The 19,550-nt window shown below is 71.3% G+C and carries 16 protein-coding genes; 7 read left to right on the forward strand and 9 right to left on the reverse strand.

Annotated elements, in window-relative coordinates; translation table 11 throughout:
• Window position 1 precedes the first annotated feature (1 nt).
• The 4 genes from CcI49_RS33795 to CcI49_RS33810 all read right to left on the reverse strand — a co-directional run bounded on the left by CcI49_RS33795 (window position 2) and on the right by CcI49_RS33810 (window position 4,755).
• Window positions 2–1,363 carry a patatin-like phospholipase family protein gene (locus CcI49_RS33795; RefSeq protein ID WP_076833470.1) on the reverse strand — a complete coding sequence of 454 codons (1,362 nt, stop codon included), beginning with the start codon at window positions 1,361–1,363 and terminating at the stop codon, window positions 2–4.
• 141 nt (window positions 1,364–1,504) lie between these two features.
• Window positions 1,505–2,011 (reverse strand): transcriptional regulator, encoded by a 507-nt coding sequence (locus tag CcI49_RS33800; RefSeq protein WP_054570608.1) that lies wholly within the window; start codon window positions 2,009–2,011, stop codon window positions 1,505–1,507.
• A 558-nt stretch (window positions 2,012–2,569) separates the two neighbouring features.
• A complete protein-coding gene (locus CcI49_RS33805; protein ID WP_054570607.1) occupies window positions 2,570–3,928 on the reverse strand; it encodes a chromosome partitioning protein in 1,359 nt (452 codons plus the stop codon).
• The gene (locus CcI49_RS33810) at window positions 3,925–4,755 is read right to left on the reverse strand and encodes an SAF domain-containing protein (protein ID WP_054570606.1); all 831 of its coding nucleotides are present in this window, start codon (window positions 4,753–4,755) and stop codon (window positions 3,925–3,927) included. The genes CcI49_RS33805 and CcI49_RS33810 overlap by 4 nt, the downstream gene beginning before the upstream one ends.
• A 541-nt stretch (window positions 4,756–5,296) precedes the next feature.
• Between CcI49_RS33810 and CcI49_RS33815 the strand changes: the two genes are divergently transcribed.
• The gene (locus CcI49_RS33815; protein WP_006541514.1) at window positions 5,297–5,533 is read left to right on the forward strand and encodes a helix-turn-helix domain-containing protein; all 237 of its coding nucleotides are present in this window, start codon (window positions 5,297–5,299) and stop codon (window positions 5,531–5,533) included.
• 71 nt (window positions 5,534–5,604) lie between these two features.
• Here CcI49_RS33815 and CcI49_RS33820 read toward each other — a convergent pair whose 3' ends face one another.
• Window positions 5,605–6,174 carry a hypothetical protein gene (locus tag CcI49_RS33820; protein ID WP_054570605.1) on the reverse strand — a complete coding sequence of 190 codons (570 nt, stop codon included), beginning with the start codon at window positions 6,172–6,174 and terminating at the stop codon, window positions 5,605–5,607.
• 217 nt (window positions 6,175–6,391) lie between these two features.
• Between CcI49_RS33820 and CcI49_RS41795 the strand changes: the two genes are divergently transcribed.
• Window positions 6,392–7,741 (forward strand): LysM domain-containing protein, encoded by a 1,350-nt coding sequence (locus tag CcI49_RS41795; RefSeq protein ID WP_158230853.1) that lies wholly within the window; start codon window positions 6,392–6,394, stop codon window positions 7,739–7,741.
• A gap of 78 nt (window positions 7,742–7,819) precedes the next feature.
• Window positions 7,820–8,497: an Rv3235 family protein gene (locus CcI49_RS33830; RefSeq protein ID WP_076833411.1), complete on the forward strand. Its 678-nt coding sequence runs from the start codon at window positions 7,820–7,822 to the stop codon at window positions 8,495–8,497.
• Between the two features lie 151 nt (window positions 8,498–8,648).
• On the opposite strand, the gene secA is transcribed toward CcI49_RS33830, so the two are convergent.
• Window positions 8,649–11,588, reverse strand: coding sequence for a preprotein translocase subunit SecA (secA, locus tag CcI49_RS33835; RefSeq protein ID WP_076833413.1), 2,940 nt, complete (start codon window positions 11,586–11,588; stop codon window positions 8,649–8,651).
• A 343-nt stretch (window positions 11,589–11,931) separates the two neighbouring features.
• On the opposite strand from secA, the gene CcI49_RS33840 reads away from it, so the two are divergent.
• The gene (locus CcI49_RS33840; protein WP_054570601.1) at window positions 11,932–12,537 is read left to right on the forward strand and encodes a GNAT family N-acetyltransferase; all 606 of its coding nucleotides are present in this window, start codon (window positions 11,932–11,934) and stop codon (window positions 12,535–12,537) included.
• Between the two features lie 121 nt (window positions 12,538–12,658).
• Here the strand turns inward: CcI49_RS33840 and CcI49_RS33845 are convergent, their stop codons facing one another.
• The 3 genes from CcI49_RS33845 to CcI49_RS33855 all read right to left on the reverse strand — a co-directional run bounded on the left by CcI49_RS33845 (window position 12,659) and on the right by CcI49_RS33855 (window position 15,837).
• The gene (locus CcI49_RS33845) at window positions 12,659–13,372 is read right to left on the reverse strand and encodes a response regulator transcription factor (RefSeq protein ID WP_054570600.1); all 714 of its coding nucleotides are present in this window, start codon (window positions 13,370–13,372) and stop codon (window positions 12,659–12,661) included.
• Between the two features lie 148 nt (window positions 13,373–13,520).
• The gene (gene raiA, locus CcI49_RS33850; protein ID WP_054570599.1) at window positions 13,521–14,309 is read right to left on the reverse strand and encodes a ribosome-associated translation inhibitor RaiA; all 789 of its coding nucleotides are present in this window, start codon (window positions 14,307–14,309) and stop codon (window positions 13,521–13,523) included.
• Between the two features lie 658 nt (window positions 14,310–14,967).
• Entirely contained in the window at window positions 14,968–15,837 is an 870-nt protein-coding gene (locus CcI49_RS33855) for a ComF family protein (protein ID WP_241840388.1), read from the reverse strand.
• 272 nt (window positions 15,838–16,109) lie between these two features.
• Here CcI49_RS33855 and CcI49_RS33860 point away from each other — a divergent pair, with 272 nt between their 5' ends.
• Genes CcI49_RS33860 through CcI49_RS33870 form a run of 3 tightly spaced genes read left to right on the forward strand, consistent with a single transcriptional unit; the run spans window position 16,110 to window position 19,515 of the window.
• The gene (locus CcI49_RS33860) at window positions 16,110–17,204 is read left to right on the forward strand and encodes a hypothetical protein (RefSeq protein WP_054570597.1); all 1,095 of its coding nucleotides are present in this window, start codon (window positions 16,110–16,112) and stop codon (window positions 17,202–17,204) included.
• A complete protein-coding gene (locus CcI49_RS33865; protein WP_054570596.1) occupies window positions 17,201–17,977 on the forward strand; it encodes a DUF4129 domain-containing protein in 777 nt (258 codons plus the stop codon). The genes CcI49_RS33860 and CcI49_RS33865 overlap by 4 nt, the downstream gene beginning before the upstream one ends.
• Window positions 17,974–19,515 carry a DUF4350 domain-containing protein gene (locus CcI49_RS33870; RefSeq protein WP_083749873.1) on the forward strand — a complete coding sequence of 514 codons (1,542 nt, stop codon included), beginning with the start codon at window positions 17,974–17,976 and terminating at the stop codon, window positions 19,513–19,515. Before CcI49_RS33865 ends, CcI49_RS33870 begins: the two co-directional genes overlap by 4 nt.
• The last annotated feature ends 35 nt before the right edge of the window (window positions 19,516–19,550 follow it).

A 19,550-nucleotide genomic window follows, 5' to 3' on the forward strand; every position in this document is an offset into this window, starting at 1 on the left:
GTCAGCCGACCAGACCGAGGTCCGCGTTCTGGTCCTCCACACCGCCGCCAGCCGCACCGCCGGTCGTGGCCCGGGCACCCCGGCCCGGCTGGTCCAGTGACTTCTCCGACCTCCGTGGGCCGGTGGCACCGGCACCACGGCCGGTACCACCCGCTGCGTGTGGTCCGGTCGCACCCGCACCACGCGGACCGGTCGCACCCGTACCGCGTGAGCTGGCAGCGCCCGTGCCGCGCGGACTGGTAGCGCCCGTACGGCGCGGGCCGGTGGCACCCGCGCTCGCGGCGGCACCGGCCGCGGCGGCGGCCCGCGCCGGACGTACCGGCACCTGCTGCAGCGCACGCAGGGCCTGCGTCGACGTACGCAGCGACGTCTCGAACACCTCCGCGCGCCGGGTCAGGTCCATCATGTTGCCGCCGATGACCTCAAGATCCTCCGGCCCCGGGCAGAGCACCGTCACCCGGATGCCCGCGGCCTGGACGAGTTCGATCTCGCGGGCCAGCCGGCGGGTCGCGGCCCGGCGCATCTGCCGCTCGACGAGCGCGACGGCACCGCGCGGGCGGTCACATTCGAACGAGCAGGCGGGCGCGAGCACCGTCACCTCGTCCAGGTCGGAGTCCGCGAGGAGGTCGAGGGAAGCAGGCGAGCGGGTCCCACCGTCGACGAACCGGCGGCCGGCGATTCTGATCGGCGCGTACCAGCCGGGAATCGCGCAGGACGCCATCACCGCCTCCGGAAGCGGGGCCGGGGGAGCGCTCTCGGAGCCGAACAGCACCCGGCCGCCGGTGTCGAAGTCCATCGCCACGACGCGCAGCCCTGGGCTGCGCGGCCAGCCGTTCGGCCTGAGTGCCGTCGGCGTCCGTCCGCGCCGGGCACCGGGCGGGACGGACGCCGAACGCTTCGCCGAGAGCGGATCGAGCGGCTCGTCGAGGCGCGCCACCGCCGCGGAGACCAGGTCGCCGATCGCCGCGATCTGCCCGCGCCCCTGCGGGAGCAGGGCCGCCAGCGCCACCATCGGCGACGCCTGGCGGGGATGAAGCGCAGTCGCGGTCAGCAGCCGCGGCGACCCCATCCGCATCCGCGGCCGGGGCGGCAGGGAGGCGCCGAGGTCCCGGTAGTCCAGCACCGGATAGCCCGGCTCGAAGATCCCCCGCTCCGAGTTCACCATCACGTCCGCGCCGACTCCGAGACCGAGCAGCGCGGCGATGACCGATCCCGCCGACGTTCCGACAACGACATCATGGTCTCGGACGTCGATGCCCTGTTCCGTCTCGATCGCGCGCAGCGCGCCGATCATCCAGGCGGATCCGAGCACACCGCCCGCACCGAGAACGAGTCCCCTGTGCGAAGCCCGCTTCCTCGGCATTGCGTCACCTCCCGGCGCGGTGCGTTCGGCCACCACACAGGTCCGGGTGTGCATGTGACACCGATGTCGCCGCTCCCTCGCGGGCCGCCCGCGCCTGCTGGCTACAACCGGCCCGACCCGACAGAAATGCCGGCCCTGCTCCTACTCCGGCGGCTCTTGCGGCTCATGTTCCTCGGGGAAGCTGGTCTCGAGCACTCCCCAGGAACGTAGCCTCTCGGCGAACTCCTGGGGGGTCGTGTCGTGCAGCAGTGCCAGCGCCCGGACGTCACCGTCGCGGATGGACAGCACGTGACCGGCGTAGTCGTCACGCTGCCGCTGAATCTGCGCGACCCATCTACGCACCAGGGCAGACGAGTCCGGCGGCGCCGCGGCGAGCTTCTCGAGATTGAGCACTGTGCGCGGCCTGCGTTCCCGCGGTGGCAGCTGGTCCTCGTTTGGCAACAGCGCGGAGACCGGCACGCCGTAGAAGCCGGCGAGCTCCGACAGCTGATGGACGCTGATCATCCGATCGCCGCGTTCATAGGAGCCGACCGCGGCGGTCTTCCACCGACCACGCGACTTCTGTTCTACGCCCTGCAGAGACAACCCCTGCTGGATCCGGATTGCCCGTAGGCGAGAACCCACGGCCTTCGCGTACTCCCGGCTCATCCGACACACCCCCTGTCGTCTCGACCGAGCGATCGACGTGTTCTGTCAGCGCGCTGACCTGCGCGATGACGCTCCACGCACACACTAACTTAACGTCCCCGAAAGCGACGATTCACCATCCGATCACCATCCGACAGGCGAATGATGCGGATAGCGGCGAGTCCGCCACCCAGCCGGACCTGGTTAACACGAGCCGCGGCGTACCGCTCACCACGGGACGCGATTTTCGACCTCCTTGTCGCTCATAGCCAGGACTTCGCCACTGCTCGCGGATAACCGCTCGACGATTCGATGCCCCTGAATCGCTCCCCGTAACCACCGGGGTCACCGACGGCCGGCGCCCGCCCGACGAATGTCACAACGATCCGATCGGCGGCCGTGGAATTTGTCCGTACTGAGCGTGAAATCACGCGGTTTGATTCGTCATCTCAGGTATGGGCAGTCCGGAACGACTGGAGTCGGCCGCGATGGCAGACCCCCCGTGACGGACCTCGGCGCCGGACTCGGCGCCAGCCGCGATGACAGGGATGGAAGGGATGGAAGGCGGATCAACGGCGATCAGCGTTGCGCCCGGCGCAGCGTGGAGCGACGCCGCCGTGAGGTGGCCGTGGCGCCGGCCAGCGCCGCGGCAAGGTCGCGAACCGCGAGCCGAGCCGGTGAGGCCGGTGCGATGTCCCGCAGGAGCTGGCCGGAGGCCGCCGCCGCGTCCAGACCGGCGAGATCATGGGGAACCAGTGCCACCGGCTCGCGCCCGGTGTGCCGGACCATCGCACGCGACACCTCGCGGCGCGGATCCCCGCCGACCACCGAGCCGCGCAGCTTGTTGACCACGATCAGTGGGTCGGCGTGCGGGACGACCTCGCGCAGCTCCGCGAGCCCCCGGACGAACCGCACCAGACCGACCGGCTCGGCGGACGCGACCGCGAGCACGGTGTCCGCCGCCTCGAGGACCGCAAGCGTCGCGCCGTTACGCCGTGGCGCCGTGGTGTCGAAGGACAGCTCCTCGTCCGTTTCCAGACAGAAGCCACAGTCGACGACCACGAACGAGGCGAGCCGGCGGGACAGCGCGATGACCGTCTCCACCGAGGTGGGCCGAAGCTCGGGCCAGCGCGACGGCCGGGAGATCCCCGGCAGCACCCGCATACCCCCGCCGAGGTCCCGGCACAGCATGGCGAGCCGGGGGACGTCCAACAGGCCCTGGTTCGCCGAGCGCGCGGCGGCCGCGAGGCCGGGCGCCTCCTCCAGCAGGCCGACATGCTGACCGATGGAACCGCCGTACGAATCCGCGTCGATGAGAAGAGTGGGGCGGCCGAGGCCGGCGAGCTCGGCCGCCAGCCCCAGCGCGATCGTCGTCCGGCCCGGAGAACCGACGGGACCCCAGACCGCGATCACTCGGCCCTGCGCAAGCTCGCCGGTCGCGCCGACGCCGTCGATGCCACCGAGACCGGCGACGCTGCCGACGCCACCGGCGGAGGAACCCGGCCCGAGCGGTCGCAGGCCGGCGAGCGGCTCGCTGAAGGCCGCGGGGAGCGCCGGTGGACCGGCCAGGTCCGTCAATGCCCGGGTGGCCTCGACCACCGCGGTCGCGACCACCTCGGCGGTGGCGTCCGCAGTGATCACAGCGACGACGCCGAGCTGACGCAGCCGACGATCCGCGTCCTCGTCACCGGGCGCTATCAGGCCGACGACGGCGACGCCGGACATTGCCAGGCGAGCCAGGGCCTCCCTGTCCAACCGCCTCAGGTCGGCGGAGAGCAGCGCGGCCCGCGCCGCGCCGGTCGTCGCGGCGGCGAGCAGGTCGGGAAGGTCGACGCAGCGACGCACGACAGTGACACCCAGGTCATGACGGTCGAAGGCCGAGACGAGCCCGGCCTCCACGACCGAGTCGGTGACCGCGGTCAGGATCGGCAGGCTCACCGCCCGTACCCCGGCACCGCGGACGGGCCAGGCACCCCGACCTCGCCCCGCGCATCACGTTCGAGCTTCACCACGTCGACCCGTTCGCTCTGGGACGCGGCGACCGCGCGGATCGCGTCCTCCACCGGCACCCGCAGCTCAAGGGAGTGGTCGCCGCCGCTCAGCCGGTCCTCGGAGACGAACTCGACGTCGTGCAGCACCTGGATCTCGGCGCCCGCGCCACTGGCCGCGGCCCGCTGCTCCGCACCGCTGCCCGACGAGCCGGAGCCAGCGCCCGAGCCCGAACCTGCACCCGAACCAGAACCAGAACCCGTACCGGCATCGGTCGAGGGCGGCGCGGCATCCGGCTGGTAGACGAAGACGTCGACATGATCGCCCGGGGTGAGCGCCGGCAGCCGGCCAGCCTTGACGATCACCGGCACGAGCCTGGTCGCCGTGGTGCTGGCCCCGGCGAAATCGGCGCCACTGAGCAGCTCCCCGCGGCTGACCGGACGCGCCAGCGTGGCCCCGACGAGCTCACCGCGCCGATCTCCGGGGTAGTAACGGTCGGATGTGGCGTGGTCCAGCTGCGCGCTGACCGTTCGAAGGTCGCCTTCGACGACGAGATGGCCCACCGGGAGGTCCGCGGCGGCGACGACCCACTGCCTGCTCTGATCCGCCGCCGTGAACAGGCGGGTGCCAGCCACGACGGACACCAGCACCAGCAGCACACCGACAAGCAGCCGCGAATCCCGCCAACGGCGCCGGCCCAGTCTTCGCGCCGCGGGCGACGGCGGAACTGGCGGGGTCGGTTCCGGTCGCGCCGGCGCGACGGTCAGCTCGGTCACCGGGCCCTCCTCATTCCTCGCTGCTCCAGCCGCGTCGAGCCGCGCCCCGGCCACAGCCGGTGCAGGGCGGGGTGAACCCGCCGGAAGCAGCGGACGCCTGGACGAACCCTACGGTCGCAGAGCGTACGTAGTCGACGACCACAAACTCCTCCATTCGGCCATACCGCATGGAGTCGTCACCATCGCCGTCCGCCGCCGCCCCATCCGACCTTCCTGACATATGACGCCTGACGGCCCCCTCACGATGCGCAGCGGCCGGGCCGGGCATAAGGCTGCTGGGTGCGCAGACCGCCGCCACCGTGCCTGACCTGGCCTGATGGAACTGACCCGGAGGGAGCTCGGCGCAGAATGGACGACAGGGCGCCGGGGAGCGCCAACGTGTCGTCGGCCTCGAAGCGGCCGCGGGGCAACTGTCAGATGACAGCCCATCAGGCGGTATCGCGCGCAGTTATCCACAAGCCGAGGCATTCGAACGCGATGCGATGCGGGAACTCTGATACACAGGGAAGACGCGCCGACCGTCACCGGAGAGGAGGCGTTGATGAACGACCGCTTCCTTCAGCTCAGCGATGTGGCGGAGATCCTCAACATCTCTGCCAGCCAGACGTACGCACTCGTCCGCTCTGGTGAGCTACCGGCCATCAAGATCGGCGGGCGGGGCCAGTGGCGGGTTGAGCGCACCGAGCTCGAGGCCTACATCCAGCGCGCCTACGAGCAGACGCGGGCCTTCGTCGCGGCGAATCCGATGAGTCGCAACGAGGCCGTTCCCGACGACTGACCAGGCGGCCGATCAGACGGCTGACAGGCCCGCCCCTGGCCTGCTACGGCCGTTCTGGCGCTGCGCGCCCCTCAGCTCCGGCGGATGAAGGCGAGCCCGTCGAAGGGAATCGTCCAGCCGGAGCGGATCTCCGTCCTGCGGGCGAACTCCCCGAGCGGATGTTCCGCGAGTTCCAGGAAGTCCGCGCCGACGCGCAGCAGCGTGCCGGTCAGCGCGGCGCCTCCCAGCAGCGTGACCGCGCAGACCGACCGGTCTCGCACGAGCCCCCGCACGACATGCCGCAGATCGAGGCGCGCGGCCAGGCGACCCTCATGCCCCGGCTGAGCCGAGACCGCGGTCAGCCCACGGACCGCGAGCAGCGAGGCTCTCGGCACCAGCAGCTCGGTCGAAGCCGTCTCGTTCAGCAGAAGCCAGTCGACACCCAGCGCGGAGAGCCTGCCGTTGACGGCGAACGGACCCGGGCCGGGCCCGCCGCGCAGCAGGCAGCGCACCTCGGAGCCGATGGCCGGCCGCATCCGGTCGAGCATGCGCAGATAGGCGGCCTCCCTGCGGGTCCGGTCCGCGATCTCCGCATCCAGCTCGGCCGCCTCCGCGGCCTCCCATTGCAGTTCGAGATCCGAAAAAAGATCTTCCCAGCGCATCCGCGCGTCCGCCTCCGCCCTCACCGATCAACCGTCACCAAGACGAGCAAACGCCCCAGAGCGGATTGACATCCACCCTCTCGCGGGTTACACAAGCAAACGTAACCAAACTGCACCGTTCGCGCATCAGCTCCCTGACCCCGAGCTAATGCGCTTTACAGCACGGTCAGCGATCGTCATCCCTGCCTACTCACGGCCAGCGCAAAGAAGATCGTCCGTGTCAGGCACCCGAATCCACATCGGACGGACGGGTACGAAGAGCATGATCTCAGGGGCAAGACGGGACATCGCCGCTCGGGTAGGCGGCGCGACGGCCGCCCTCGGCATCGCCGCGGTACTGGTCCTGCTCGGTCCGCGGTTGGCCGACTTCCCCTCGAAGCCGGGCGAGGTCTGGCCATGGTTTCGCGGAACACCCGAGCTGGCCCTCGCCAACTGTCTGGGGCTCATCGCCTGGATCTGCCTGCTGTGGTTGTGCGCGGGGGTGGTCCTCGGAGCACTGGCCGCGCTGCCGGGTGCCGCTGGCCGCGTCTTCGCCGCCCTGGCCCGTCGGGTCCTGCCCAGGGCCGTCCGCCGGATCGTCGAGGTCGGGCTCGGGGTCACCCTCGTGGCCGCCAGCGTCAGCCCACTCGTCGCCGCCAGCCCCGCCTCCGCAGCCACCACCACCGGCTCAGCGCACGCGACCGCCGTCACCCAGTCGGTGTCCGCGGCGCCAGGCGGCACAGGCACGGCTTCGCCGCAGACCAGTCAGAACAGCTGGCCCTTTCTCGGGCATGACAACACGGGGCCGAACAACACCGGGCCGAACGGTTCGGGGCTCGAGAGCACGTCCACGGGCAGCACGTCGACGGGCAGTGCCGACGAACTGCGCGCCTCCGTCGGAGACGTCCTTCCGGACGACCTCCTGATCGTGCCGCTGACTCCGGTGCGAGCAGCGGGAACGGCCACGGCCCCGGCGCAGTCGACCGGGCTGACCGCCCATGCCCCCGGCAGTCAGCCCGCGGCCACGACGACAACCCCTGCTTCGGAGCAGGGGTGGCCCAGCCTCAGCCATCCCACGAACAGCAAGCCGGGCCCCCCGCCGAGCCAGCCCGGAGCCTCCGGCACCACCAGCCAGCCCAGCCCCACCCGCCAGTCCAGCCCCACCAACACCACCAGCCCCACAAGCCAACCCAGCCCAACCCGCCCCACCAGTGCCACCAGCCGACCCGCCACAGGCCAGTCCACTCCCAGCAGCCAGCCCAGCCAGCCGGACACGACAACCCGACCACCCGCGGCAACCGTTGATCCTGTCGTGCCGGCCGCACCGCTGGGCACCGGCACACCGGCGACGGCACCCGGCACACCGGCACAGAACCCGATGTCCAGCGCGGACGGATCAGCGGAGATCGTCGTGCTGCGGGGGGACAGTCTCTGGACCATCGTCGCCCGCCACCTCGGCCCGGGCGCGACGTCCGACCAGATCGCCGCCGAGTGGCCGCGCTGGTGGTCCGCGAACGCCGATGTGATCGGGCCTGACCCAGATCTGATCCTGCCGGGTCAGCGACTCGTCCCACCGCCTCCGTCCTGAGCCGGCCGTCTCCGACCACCCAACGCCCTACACCCGACAGCCGACTACCCAACGCCCGACCGCCGTGAAAGGCCCGCCGTGACTGCGACGACTGCCCTGACCCTGCCCCGTCGTCGGCGTCCCCACGTGGTCGCCGTGCCCGGGCTGCTGCCCGTGCGCTCCGTCGACCCGCCCTACGACGACGAGATCGCCCCGGGCACCGGGGCTGCTCCCGGTGCCCGGCACCGCTCGATCGACCGGCCACGACCCGCACGGGCCACCGGCGGCGCCGTCTCGACAGCGCCGCGGGAGGTCACCAGCGGGGCGCACCGACTCGCCGAACGGGGAGCGCTCCGCCCATTGCTGCCGGAGCAGCTGACCTTGCCGCTGTCCCGCCAGCGCGAGCAGCGCCCGCCGCGCCGTGCAGCATCCGCCCCGGCGACGAGCGGGCACCCACGGCAACAGCAGGCACCGGACCCGCGGCGCACCGCCGCCGTCGTCGTCCGCCTGATCGTCGAGGTTCTCTCCGGTGCGCGCCCGATGGCGCATCTCACCCCATGGACGACCGCCGACCTTCAGCACGACCTCCAACGGACCGCGGCGGCGCTCACCAACCGCCAGCCCAGCCAGGTACGCAGCGTGCGGGTCAGTGAGCCGACGCCCGGCATCGCCGAGGTCAGCGCCGTGATCAGTCGAGGCCAGCGCATGCGGGCGCTGGCACTCCGAATGGAGCGCGGCGCGGACCGCTGGCAGGTGACCACCTTGCAGCTCGGCTGATCAGGCCCGCCCCGCCGTTCTGGAACCGGGGTTGCTCAACCGAGCAGCCCCGGTTCTGCTGGGCCCGGCAAAGCTAGGCCCTGGCAATGCCGAGTCGCGGACACTCAGGCCAGCGGACCGCGGGCATGCCCCGCCAGTCGCTGCGCCGTGGTCAGTCGTTGCGCCGTGCCGGGTCACCGTGGCAACGCTTGAACTTTCGACCTGACCCACAGGGGCACGGCGCGTTGCGCGCTGTACGCGCCGCGCCGCCGTCACCGGCACTGACACCGCGGCCCATCGCGCCGCCAGGGCCCGAACCGCGGCCGGCACCCGTCAGCCCAGCTCCGCTGTCGACGGTGACGGTGGGCGTGGCGTCACCGTCAACGCTCGGCGCCGAGTACTGCAGGTTTCCCGATGGACGGCGCGGTTCCAGGCCCTTGACGAAGACCGGTGGCGGCGCCGGGGCCGGGGTGGGCACCGGAACAGCTGGTGACACCGGCGAAACCCGACCGGCGGCACCCGACCCACCGGCATCGGGGGCAGGCGGGAGCTGCAGCTCAGGCGCGGCCGGTGCGACCGCTGGCGCCTCCGGCGCGGCAGCCTCCGCGTCCCGACCGGGAACCTGAACGTCGACGTTGAACAGGAGGCGGACCGACTCCTCCTTGATTCCCTCCATCATCGTCTGGAACATGTCGAAGCCCTCGCGCTGGTACTCGACGACCGGGTCGCGCTGACCCATCGCCCGCAGGCCGATGCCCTCCTGCAGGTAGTCCATCTCGTACAGGTGCTCGCGCCACTTGCGGTCGAGCACCGCCAGCACCACCCTGCGCTCCAGCTCGCGCATCACCGCCTCGCCGTCCGGCTTGTCACCGAGGTCCAGCTCACGGCGGTCATAGGCTTCCTGGGCATCCGCCTGAAGATCTTCGAGAAGCAGGTCGGAGGTCAGCCCCTCGCGGTCGTCCGTGCCCGGCGCGTCCACTCCGACCGGGTAGAGCTGCCCGAGGCCGGTCCAGAGCGTGTCGAGGTCCCACTCCTCCGGGTAGCCGTYGCCCGTGGCTCCCCGGACGTACCCCTCAACGGTGTCGTCGACGAAGTGGCGAACCTGCTCGTGCAGGTCGGCTCCCTCGAGAACCTTGCGGCGCTCCTCGTAGATCACGGTGCGCTGCTTGTTCATGACCTCGTCGTACTTGAGGACGTTCTTGCGGATCTCGAAGTTCTGGCCCTCGACCTGGGTCTGCGCCGATCGAATCGCACGAGTGACGATCTTCGATTCGATCGGCACGTCGTCCGGGATGTTGAGGCGATCCATGATGCCCTCGACCGCGGCGGCGTTGAACAGCCGCATGAGGTCGTCTCCCAGTGAGAGGTAGAACCGGGACTCGCCGCGGTCACCCTGGCGCCCGGCACGACCGCGCAGCTGGTTGTCGATACGGCGGGACTCGTGGCGCTCCGTGCCCAGAACATAGAGACCGCCGGCCCCGACGACGTCCTCGTGCTCGGCCGTGACCGAGGCCCGCGCCTTCTCCAGCGCCTCGGACCAGGCGGCCTCGTAGTCGTCGGGAGTCTCGACCGGAGACAGACCGCGCTGACGGAGCTCCCCCTGCGCGATGAACTCGGGGTTGCCACCGAGCATGATGTCGGTGCCTCGACCGGCCATGTTGGTGGCCACGGTGACAGCGCCCCGCCGCCCCGCCTCGGCGATGATGTGGGCCTCACGCTCGTGCTGCTTGGCGTTCAGCACCTCGTGCTTCACACCGCGCTTGGTCAGCTGCTTGGACAGGTACTCCGACTTCTCGACACTGGTCGTGCCGACGAGGACCGGCTGCCCCTTCTCATGGCGCTCCGCGATGTCCTCGACGACGGCGTCGAACTTGGCGACCTCGGTCTTGTAGACGACGTCCGGCTGGTCCGCCCTGGCCATCGCCTTGTTGGTCGGAATGGGGACCACGCCGAGCTTGTAGATCTGGTGGAACTCGGCGGCCTCGGTCATGGCCGTGCCGGTCATCCCGGACAGTTTGTCGTACAGCCGGAAGTAGTTCTGGAGAGTGATCGTCGCCAGGGTCTGGTTCTCCTGCCGGATCTCGACCTTCTCCTTGGCCTCGATCGCCTGGTGCATGCCCTCGCTGTAGCGGCGACCGTGCAGAACCCGGCCGGTGAACTCGTCGACGATGAGGACCTCGCCGTCGGTGACGATGTAGTCCTTGTCCAGCTTGTAAAGCTCTTTGGCCTTCAGCGAGTTGTTGAGGTAGCCGACGAGCGGGGTGTTCACCGACTCATAGAGGTTCTCGATACCGAGCTGGTCCTCGACCTTCTCGACCCCGGCCTCGGTGATCGCGACCGTGCGCTTGCCTTCCTCGACCTCATAGTCGACGTCCCGCTCCAGCAGCGGGGCGATGCGGGCGAACTCGGTGTACCAGCGGGTCGGGTTGTCGGCCGGGCCACTGATGATCAGCGGCGTGCGGGCCTCGTCGATGAGGATCGAGTCGACCTCGTCGACCACCGCGAAGTGGTGACCGCGCTGGACCAGCTCGTCCGCACTCCAGGACATGTTGTCGCGCAGGTAGTCGAAGCCGAACTCGTTGTTCGTGCCATAGGTGATGTCGCACCGGTACTGCTGGCGACGCGCCGCGGGTGGCATCTGCGGGTGGATGACACCGACCGTCAGGCCGAGGAAGCGGTGAACGCGGCCCATGTTCTCGGCGTCACGCCGGGCCAGGTAGTCGTTCACCGTGACGATGTGGACGCCTTCCCCCGCCAGCGCGTTGAGATAGGCGGGCAGAGTGGAGACCAGGGTCTTGCCTTCACCGGTCTTCATCTCGGCGATGTTGCCCATGTGCAGCGCCGCGCCGCCCATGATCTGGACGTCGAAGTGACGCTGGCCGAGCGTCCGCCGGGCGGCCTCACGCACCACCGCGAACGCTTCGGGCAGCAGGGAGTCGAGGGTCTCGTCCTCGTTCGCCAGGCGCTGGCGGAACTCGTCGGTCATCCCGCGCAGCTCGGCGTCGGTCAGCCCGGTGAAGTCGTCCTCAATGAGGTTCACCTGCTCGGCGATCGCCTTGAGCTTGCGCAGAATCCGGCCCTCACCGGCACGCAAGATCTTGTCTAGAACCACGGCGGAACCCCTCCGGCAGGCATGTCGGCGAACTCACCGACACCACGATGCTAGTCCCTCGATCGTCGCCCACGGCCCCAGCTCGGACCACTGGCGACGCGGTGGGTTCACCGGGACACATCGGCATGCCCGGACAGCCTCGTTCGGCCCTCTCCCACCGACATGTCCAACGACTGTGGGGTGGTGCCGGTGCCCGCCGGCGACTCCGACGGCGGACAACACGCCCACCCGGCACCAACACGGCCAGTCGTGCATCAACCTGCCCGCCCGACGCCGACACGCCCGGTCGACGCCGACACGCCCGCCTGACACGGCCACGCCGGACGCTGGCATCGTGACGGTTATGCGTCCCGACATCAGGCCCGATCGACACGGGGCGGTGCCGCTCCCGGCCCGGCCGCCGCTGGAACCGGTCGAGATCACGGCGGGAGCACTCCATCTGCGCCCCTGGCGAACGACCGACGCGGGCGCGATGTTCAGCGCCTGCCAGGACCTGGAGATCCAGCGGTGGACACAGGTCCCCGCGCCGTACACGCGGGAGCACGCCGAGGACTTCGTCGGCCGGCAGGCCAGGGCGGCCTGGGCCGCGGCCACCAGCACGCCGCTCGCGGTCGTCGACGCCACCACGGAGGCGCTGCTGGCCTCCGTCACTCTGCAGAGCATGACCGACGAGGGTGACGCCGAGATCGCCTTCTGGTGCGTCCCCGAGGCGCGTGGTCAGGGGGTCACGACCCGCGCCGCCGCCGCGTTGCTGCGTTGGGGATTCGGGGCGCTCGGGCTGGAGCGGGTCGAGTGGCGGGCCGCGGTGGGCAACCACGGGTCCCTGCGGGTCGCCCAGAAGCTGGGCTTCTCCCTGGACGGCACCCTGCGCCACGCCATCGTTCTCGGCGACGGCGCCCGGCACGACTGCTGGGTCGGCTCACGCCTGGCGACAGACCCGCCCGTCTGAACAGCCCGCAGGCACCCCCTGGGCCTGCCGGGAACCGGAAGCGGCCGCCGGAGGCGCCATGGCGCCTCCGGCGCCGAAGGCCAAGCCCGATGCCCGGGTGGCCAGGGGCGCATGCGGCCTGTCAGGTGATTTCGAGCAGCTTCTCCCGAACCGCGTAGACCACGGCCTCCATCCGGGAGTGCAGCTGCAGCTTCTCCAGGATGTTGCGGATGTGGTTCTTGACGGTGTTCTCGCTGATGTAGAGCTGCTTGGCGATGTCGCGGTTGTTCAGCCCCTTGGCCACCAGCCGGAGGACCTCCATCTCCCGGTCGGTCAGACGCGGAGTCGGGAGCTGGGGGCGGTCGTCCTTCGTCTTGATCATCGCGGCGAACTCGCTGAGCAGCTTGGACGCCATGGACGGGCTGATGAGGCTCTGGCCGTTGTAGACCGCGCGAATGTCCGCGGCCACCTCGTCGATCGAGATCTCCTTGAGCAGATAGCCCATGGCACCCGCCTTGATCGCGTCGAAGAGATCGGCCTCCTCATCGCTGATCGTCAACATGACGATCTTCGCGCTCGGCACCTTCTCCTTGATCGCGCTCGTGGCGTCGATCCCGCCGCGGCGCGGCATGCGAACGTCCATGAGGACGATGTCCGGCGCCATCTCGGCCGCCATGGTGACCGCTTCCGAGCCGTCGGCCGCCTCACCGACGACCTCGATGTCGACCTCCTGTGCCAGGACCATCTCCAGGCCGCGGCGGAACAACGCGTGGTCGTCAACGATCAGCACCCGGATGGGATTCGCCTCCGATGGCGTCCGCAGCGCCTCCTCGGAACGCCGCTCGTCCACCGTCATCTCCGACCTCCCCTGGAACCGCCCCGGTGGGGCGTGCCTGCGACGACCCCTCGTCGCAGGCACGCCCCACGGAACCCGCCGTGTGCACCGATGCCGGGAGTCCGACACCCGAGGCAAATGGTCCCACGTCGGCCGGGGGGATCGACCCTCACACGGCGGAAATGACCGCCGCCGCGCGTTCTCGCGACCCGTTCATGTCGCCCGAGCCGTTCTGGCCCGCCGAGCCCGCGAGCCGGATGACGCCGTAGTCGTATCCGCACCTGCGGTACACGACGCTGGGCAGACCGCTGTTCGCGTCGAGGAACAGGTAGAAGTCGTGGCCGACGAGTTCCATGTTGGACAGCGCGTCGTCGAGAGTCATGGGCGCGGCGGCGTGGGTCTTCTCCCGTACCACCATCGGTGAGTAGTCCGATTCGTGGCCGCTCTCGGCATCCGACCAACGGTCGCTGTCGGCACGCCCGCTGCCCGCCGCGGCGGCGGTGGACTCCCCACCCGGAACACCGTGCAACACGCCCCTGGCCGCCTTGGCGGCCCCGTTGGAGGCCGGCTCGCCCGTGCTCTGCAGGACCAGGTCCGCCTGCAGTGCTCCCGCCCGGCCGGGCCCAGGATGGTTCGCGCCGGCGTGGTTGGCGTGGTGGCGGACCCTCCGGTCGGCAGCACGCCGCAGGCGTTCGGCGAGCTTGGCCGCGGCGCGATCGAGCGCCGCGTACGGGTCGCCCGCGGAAGCCTCCGCACGGATGACCGGGCCGCGTGAATAGACGGTCAGCTCGACACGGTCGGACATGCCGGACAGTCGAGGATTGGTCTCCTTCGAGTGTTCGACGTCCACCCGCATCACTCTGGAATCGAGCCGCTCAAGCTTGGCGAGCTTGGCCTGGACATGCCTGCGGAACCGTTCCGGAACCGCGGTGTGCCTGCCCTTGACCACGATGTCCACGCGATCCACCTCCCGTTCACCTGGCCCGGCCGGCCGATCCACCTTCGATCAGCACGGCCAGCGAGTCGGTTGCCTCGGTGGTTTTCCGGAACGGATCCAAATGTCGACCCGCGCCGGGGGATCCCACCGAAGGTTGTCAACGTTCCTGGTGTCAGTCATCGAGCCTTTTCCACCGCACGGCCCGCGGTCTCAGGGGTGCCGCGAGCCCGAGTCGACCTCGGAAAAGGCTCGTTGGTGCCGGCTTGTGACAGTGGCGCCGCGAGACGTCTCCTTTCGTGAGAGCACCTGACGCTCTGCCCGGTGACCACGGCATCGGCGCGATTTCCACCGACCCGCCACGCTCGGCTCCTTCCCCACATCGGGCGGATCCATGCCGGAACCGACCTGCCGAAATCGGGAGATTCCGACCCGGCCTACGGAGCCCCTGAACGCGCCGCAGCGTCTCTGGACACGGTCAGCGACACCCGCCTCGCTCCTACCCCGGCCCGGCAGCCTTCGACGGCAGGCAGGGCGGGGGCCGTGGGCCACATCCGCCGCGGTGGCAGGTGTGCCACGGTGCCCTCACCCCGGATGACCGCATCTGCGCTGCGGTGCGGCGTTCGCCATGAGCTCACGCCGTCGGCTCCGGGAGCGGAGCGCGTGCACCCAGTTTCCTCCTTCAGCCGGAGTACGGCGGGCAATCCCGAAGGGTGGCGCGTCGCGTCGGCGCACCCGCGCTCCGCAGTGGTGTCGCCGCGATCGCGGCCGCACCGGACGGCGCCCAGCCCCCTGCCCGCAGCGCACGGATCGCCTCCGCGGCCGTCGCGCCGGTGGTGATGATGTCGTCGACCACGATCACGATCTCGTGCCGACACGGCGGCCGGGCCCCGGGGTGCGCGGTGAAGGCACCCGAACGGTTACGACGCCGATCCGCCGCACCGAGGTCGGCCTGGTCCACACCGGCCCGCCGGACACGCAGCGCGCCGCTTACCCGAGCCCGCCTGCCCGACCGGGTCAGCACCCTGGCCGCGACCGCCGCGAGGCGAGCGACATGATCGAGCCCGCGCCTGCGCCGGGCCGCCGCGGTCGTGGGGACCGGCACCAGCACCACATCAGCCCGTGGCCGCCGGTGAAGATCGCGACCGGCCACCGCCACGGCCCGCGCGAGCGCACCGCCCAGGACCCGGGCCAGGTCGACGCGCCCTCGCTCCTTGTAGGCGATCAGCAGCGCCCGGGCCGCCCCCTCGAAGCGAGCCGCGGCGACGGTGCGGAACGGCGACGACGAGGCACCAGCGACGTGACCTCGCCGCCCCGGGCTGGCCGTGGGACCCGGAGCGGCGAGAACCAGGGGACCCGTCAGCGCGGCGGCGCACCGGGCGCAGGCCGCGTACCCCGGCAGCCCGCAGCCGGCACAGGCCCGCGGCAGGACGAGATCCGCGAGAATCGCCAGCGCCTCACGCAGACGCGGCAGGCCTGCTGCTTCGCGGTGTTGACCTGGCGCTTCGCGGTGTTGGCCTGGCGCTTCGCGGCCGACGGGAGATGTGGTCACGGAACGAGCATGAATCGCGCCCACCGCGCCACGCCCGCCGTGGGCCGCTCTGTGGACAACGACAAACGCAGTGCGCTTCTGTGCACAGACCCGCCCGGTCTCGATCCGGACACCCAACCGCGACCATGAACCGCAGACGAACATCAACGGTTCGCGGTCGTCGTCGACCGCCCGATCGCGTTGTGGACGTAGCCAATCTGCGACGATGTGCGGTGCCGGGTACGCCAGTCGGCAGAAGCCGCACGGCACGGCACGAGCACAGGGAGACCACGATGGCGGACGGGGCCGGTCAGACCCCTCCCGATGAGCCCGGACCGGCCGGGCCGGCATCCCCCGGTTCCTGGGGCGCACCAGTTCCCGGATCCTGGAGTCCGCCGTCAGCCGGCGGCGACGGGGGCACCCCGGGCGGCTGGCAGGCTCCCGGGCAGCCGCCGGGCGGCTGGGGCTCACCCGGCGGCTGGGATCCGTCCGGCGGGCAGCAGCCCTGGCCCGGGCAGGCACCGGGCCAGCCTCCCCCGGGCTGGGGCCCCGGCCCGTGGGGCCGGCCGCCGATCGCACCCAAGCCGGGGGTGATCCCGCTGCGCCCGTTGTCGGTCGGCGAGATCCTCGACGGGATCTTCTCCACGATCCGCGCGAACCCGGGCGCGACGCTGGGGCTGACTCTCGGTGTGTCCGCGGTGGTCGAGATCGTGATCACGATCATCATGATCGCCGGCGAGGACTCCTCGACCGGGGCGTCGATCGTCCTCGAAACGCTGATCTTCATGCTGACCACCGCGTTGGGGATCTTCCTCTCCGGCGTGCTCGCCGTGGTGGTGAGCGAGGCGGCGCTCGGTTCACGGATCTCGGCCGGCGCGGCGATCAGGCAGGCCGCACCGCGCCTGGGCGGCCTGGTCGTGTTGAGCATCGCCGTGATGCTGCTGTCCGTCCTGGGGCTCATTGCGCTTGTCGTCGGCGCGATCGTGGTCGCCGTCTTTCTGAGCCTCGCCTCCCCGGCCTACGTCCTGGAAGGGCAGACCGTGCGAGGGGCGCTGCGCCGCTCGCGCGACCTCGTCCGCGGGGCCTGGTGGCGGGTGTTCGGCATCGGGCTGCTCGCCGGCCTCGTCGGCGGCATCCTGATGATGATCGTCAGTGTCATCACCACCGTCATCCTGGATTCGTCCGACTCCCTCGCCGACTCGACGCTGACCGACCTGACCGTCGCCGGCCACATCGTCAACGCGATCGGAACACTGATCGGAACGACCATCGCCACCCCGATCTTCTCCGGCACCGCCGTCCTGCTCTACATAGATCAGCGCATCCGCAAGGAGGGGCTGGACGTGACGCTCGCCGAGGCGGCTCGGCAACGCAGCACCGGATCATGACCATTGCCCGCCCGGGCGTCCACCTGACGACCGCGGCCGCGTCGTCCGGCGGCCTTCCGGGTGGGCCGGTCACCAGGGACGGCGCCCGCGAGGAGGCCCACCGGGAGCTGTCCAGGAGCATCTACCGGGATGACGAGCGCGGCTGGTTCAGCCGAACGATCGACTGGATCAACGACCGGCTGGCCGACCTGTGGCACTGGCTCACCCCGGATCCGGACTCCGGCCTCGGCGGTTTTCAGGGCCTCGGCGTCCTCGCGCTGGTCATCGCCCTGGTCGCGCTCGTTGTGGTGCTCCGTGTGTGGCTGGGCCCGGTCCGGCGCTCCGCCCGGCTCCAGCTCGACGAGGCCACGTCGCCCGGTCCGCTCACGGCGGCGCAGCTGCGGGCGCTGTCACGCACCCAGGCCGAGCAGGGGGACCACGCGGAGGCTGTTCGGTCCCGGCTGCGCGCCATCGCCCGGATGCTGGAGGAACGCGGCGTTCTCGATCCGCGGCCCGGGCGCACCGCGAACGAGCTGATCAGCGATCTGCGAGCGGTGGCAGGCCCGTCCGCAGTCCGGCCGCTGGCCGGCGAGACCACGGGCGGGGGGCCGTCCGACCCGATCGCGACACTGGCTGTCGCGGTCGAGGTGTTCAGCGAGATCTGGTACGGCGGCAGGCCGGCGAACCTGGAGGCCTACGAGGTGGTCGTGCGCGCGGACGAGAACCTCGGGCGCATCCGCGGATCCATCGGCCGGGACCGTGCCCCCGACGACGCCCCGCCGGTCCGGGCATGACCGCGCCACCGGCCAGCCCGCCGCGGCCCCCGGCACCGGCCCCGGCTCGACCGACGGCCCCGACCGGCCGGCGGCGGGGGGTGGGCTCGCCGACCCATGTCCGCAGCGGCCCGGGGGCCACGACGGTGCGTGCCGCCTTACGGCTGGCGGCGGTCCTGGCCGTGGTGGTGACCGTGTACGCGGTGCTCGCGGCCGTGGCGAGCCGGCCCAGCGGTGACCGGTACCTCGACATCGGCTCCCCGGGCCCGCACGGAACTCTGGCCGTCGCGGAGATCCTGCGTGAGCGGGGCGTCACCGTCTCGGCACGGCAGTCGGTCCCCGCGGATCTGACGGATACCGGCCCAGCTGCCGGGGGGCGGCGCTCCGCGGGCTCCGACGGGTCGCGCACGGTCGTCGTGACCGACCCGGACCTGCTGTCCCCGGCCGATCTCCAGGCTCTCGTCAGCCTGGCCGACACCGGCTCGGACGTCGTGCTAGTCGCGCCATCGGAGGCCGCCGTGGCGGCGCTGGAGATGCCGGTCATGGCTGTCCCGGCGGAGGCGTTCGCCGACGGACAGGTCCAGCCGCGGTGCGGGCTGCCGGAGGCGACGGTGGCCGGCACGACGACGATCGGGGCCGACGTCCGGTTCGCCCGGGCGGACGACATCCTCCGATCGGGTCATGAGGGCTGGTCTGGCAACGGCATCGAGCTGGAGCTCTGCTACGGCTTCCCCGACGCCGCCCGCCTTGCCGTCCTCACCCCGACCGGGCCAGGGCTCACCGAACAGACCAGCGGTCGGCTGGTTCTCCTGGGCAGCGGCGACTTCGTCACCAACGGCGCGCTGGACGAGTCCGGGAACGCCGCGCTGGCCCTCGGGCTGCTGGCCCGGCACACCCAGCTGGACTGGGTGACACCGGCCGTCGCGAGCGAGGGCGCGGTCGGCGGGCAGAGCCTGGCCGACCTGCTGCCGGACGGGTTCTGGGTCGGCTTCCTGCAGGCCCTCGTCGCGCTGGTCGTCTTCGCCCTGTGGCGAGGGCGGCGCCTGGGGCCGCCCGTCACCGAGCCGCTGCCGGTGGTGGTGCGTTCCGCGGAAACCGTCGAGGGCCGCGGCCGCCTCTACGCCGCCGCGCGTGCCCGCGAAGGGGCCGCCGCGGCGCTGCGGGCGGGCCTGCGGGTCCGGCTCGCGGACCGGCTGGGCGTCCAGCACGGCGCCCCCGCCGGCCCCGCGCGGCCCCCGCACGAACCGGAGCCGACCGTGCTGGTGGCCGCGGTCGCGGAGCAGACCGGTCGGTCACCCGTAGAGATCCGATCACTCCTGTACGGTTCGGACATAGCACCCACGGGCCATCCGTCCGGGGCCCCTGGGGGCCACCAGCACACCCCCGGTGGAGGGGCCGCACCACCTCCACCCGGCACTGGCCAGCACACCGGGCCCACGGGCACGGTGGCCGGTGCGGCAACCAGTGCGGAGGCCGCACCCGCGACCGACAGCGACATCACGCTCGTCCGGCTGGCCGGCGAACTACACGAACTCGATCGACAGGTGGGCAGAAGGTGACGTCCCCGAACTCCGGTGCGGCTCCGACCGAGTCG

Source organism: Frankia sp. CcI49, assembly GCF_001983215.1.
Classification (GTDB): Bacteria; Actinomycetota; Actinomycetes; order Frankiales; family Frankiaceae; genus Parafrankia; species Parafrankia irregularis.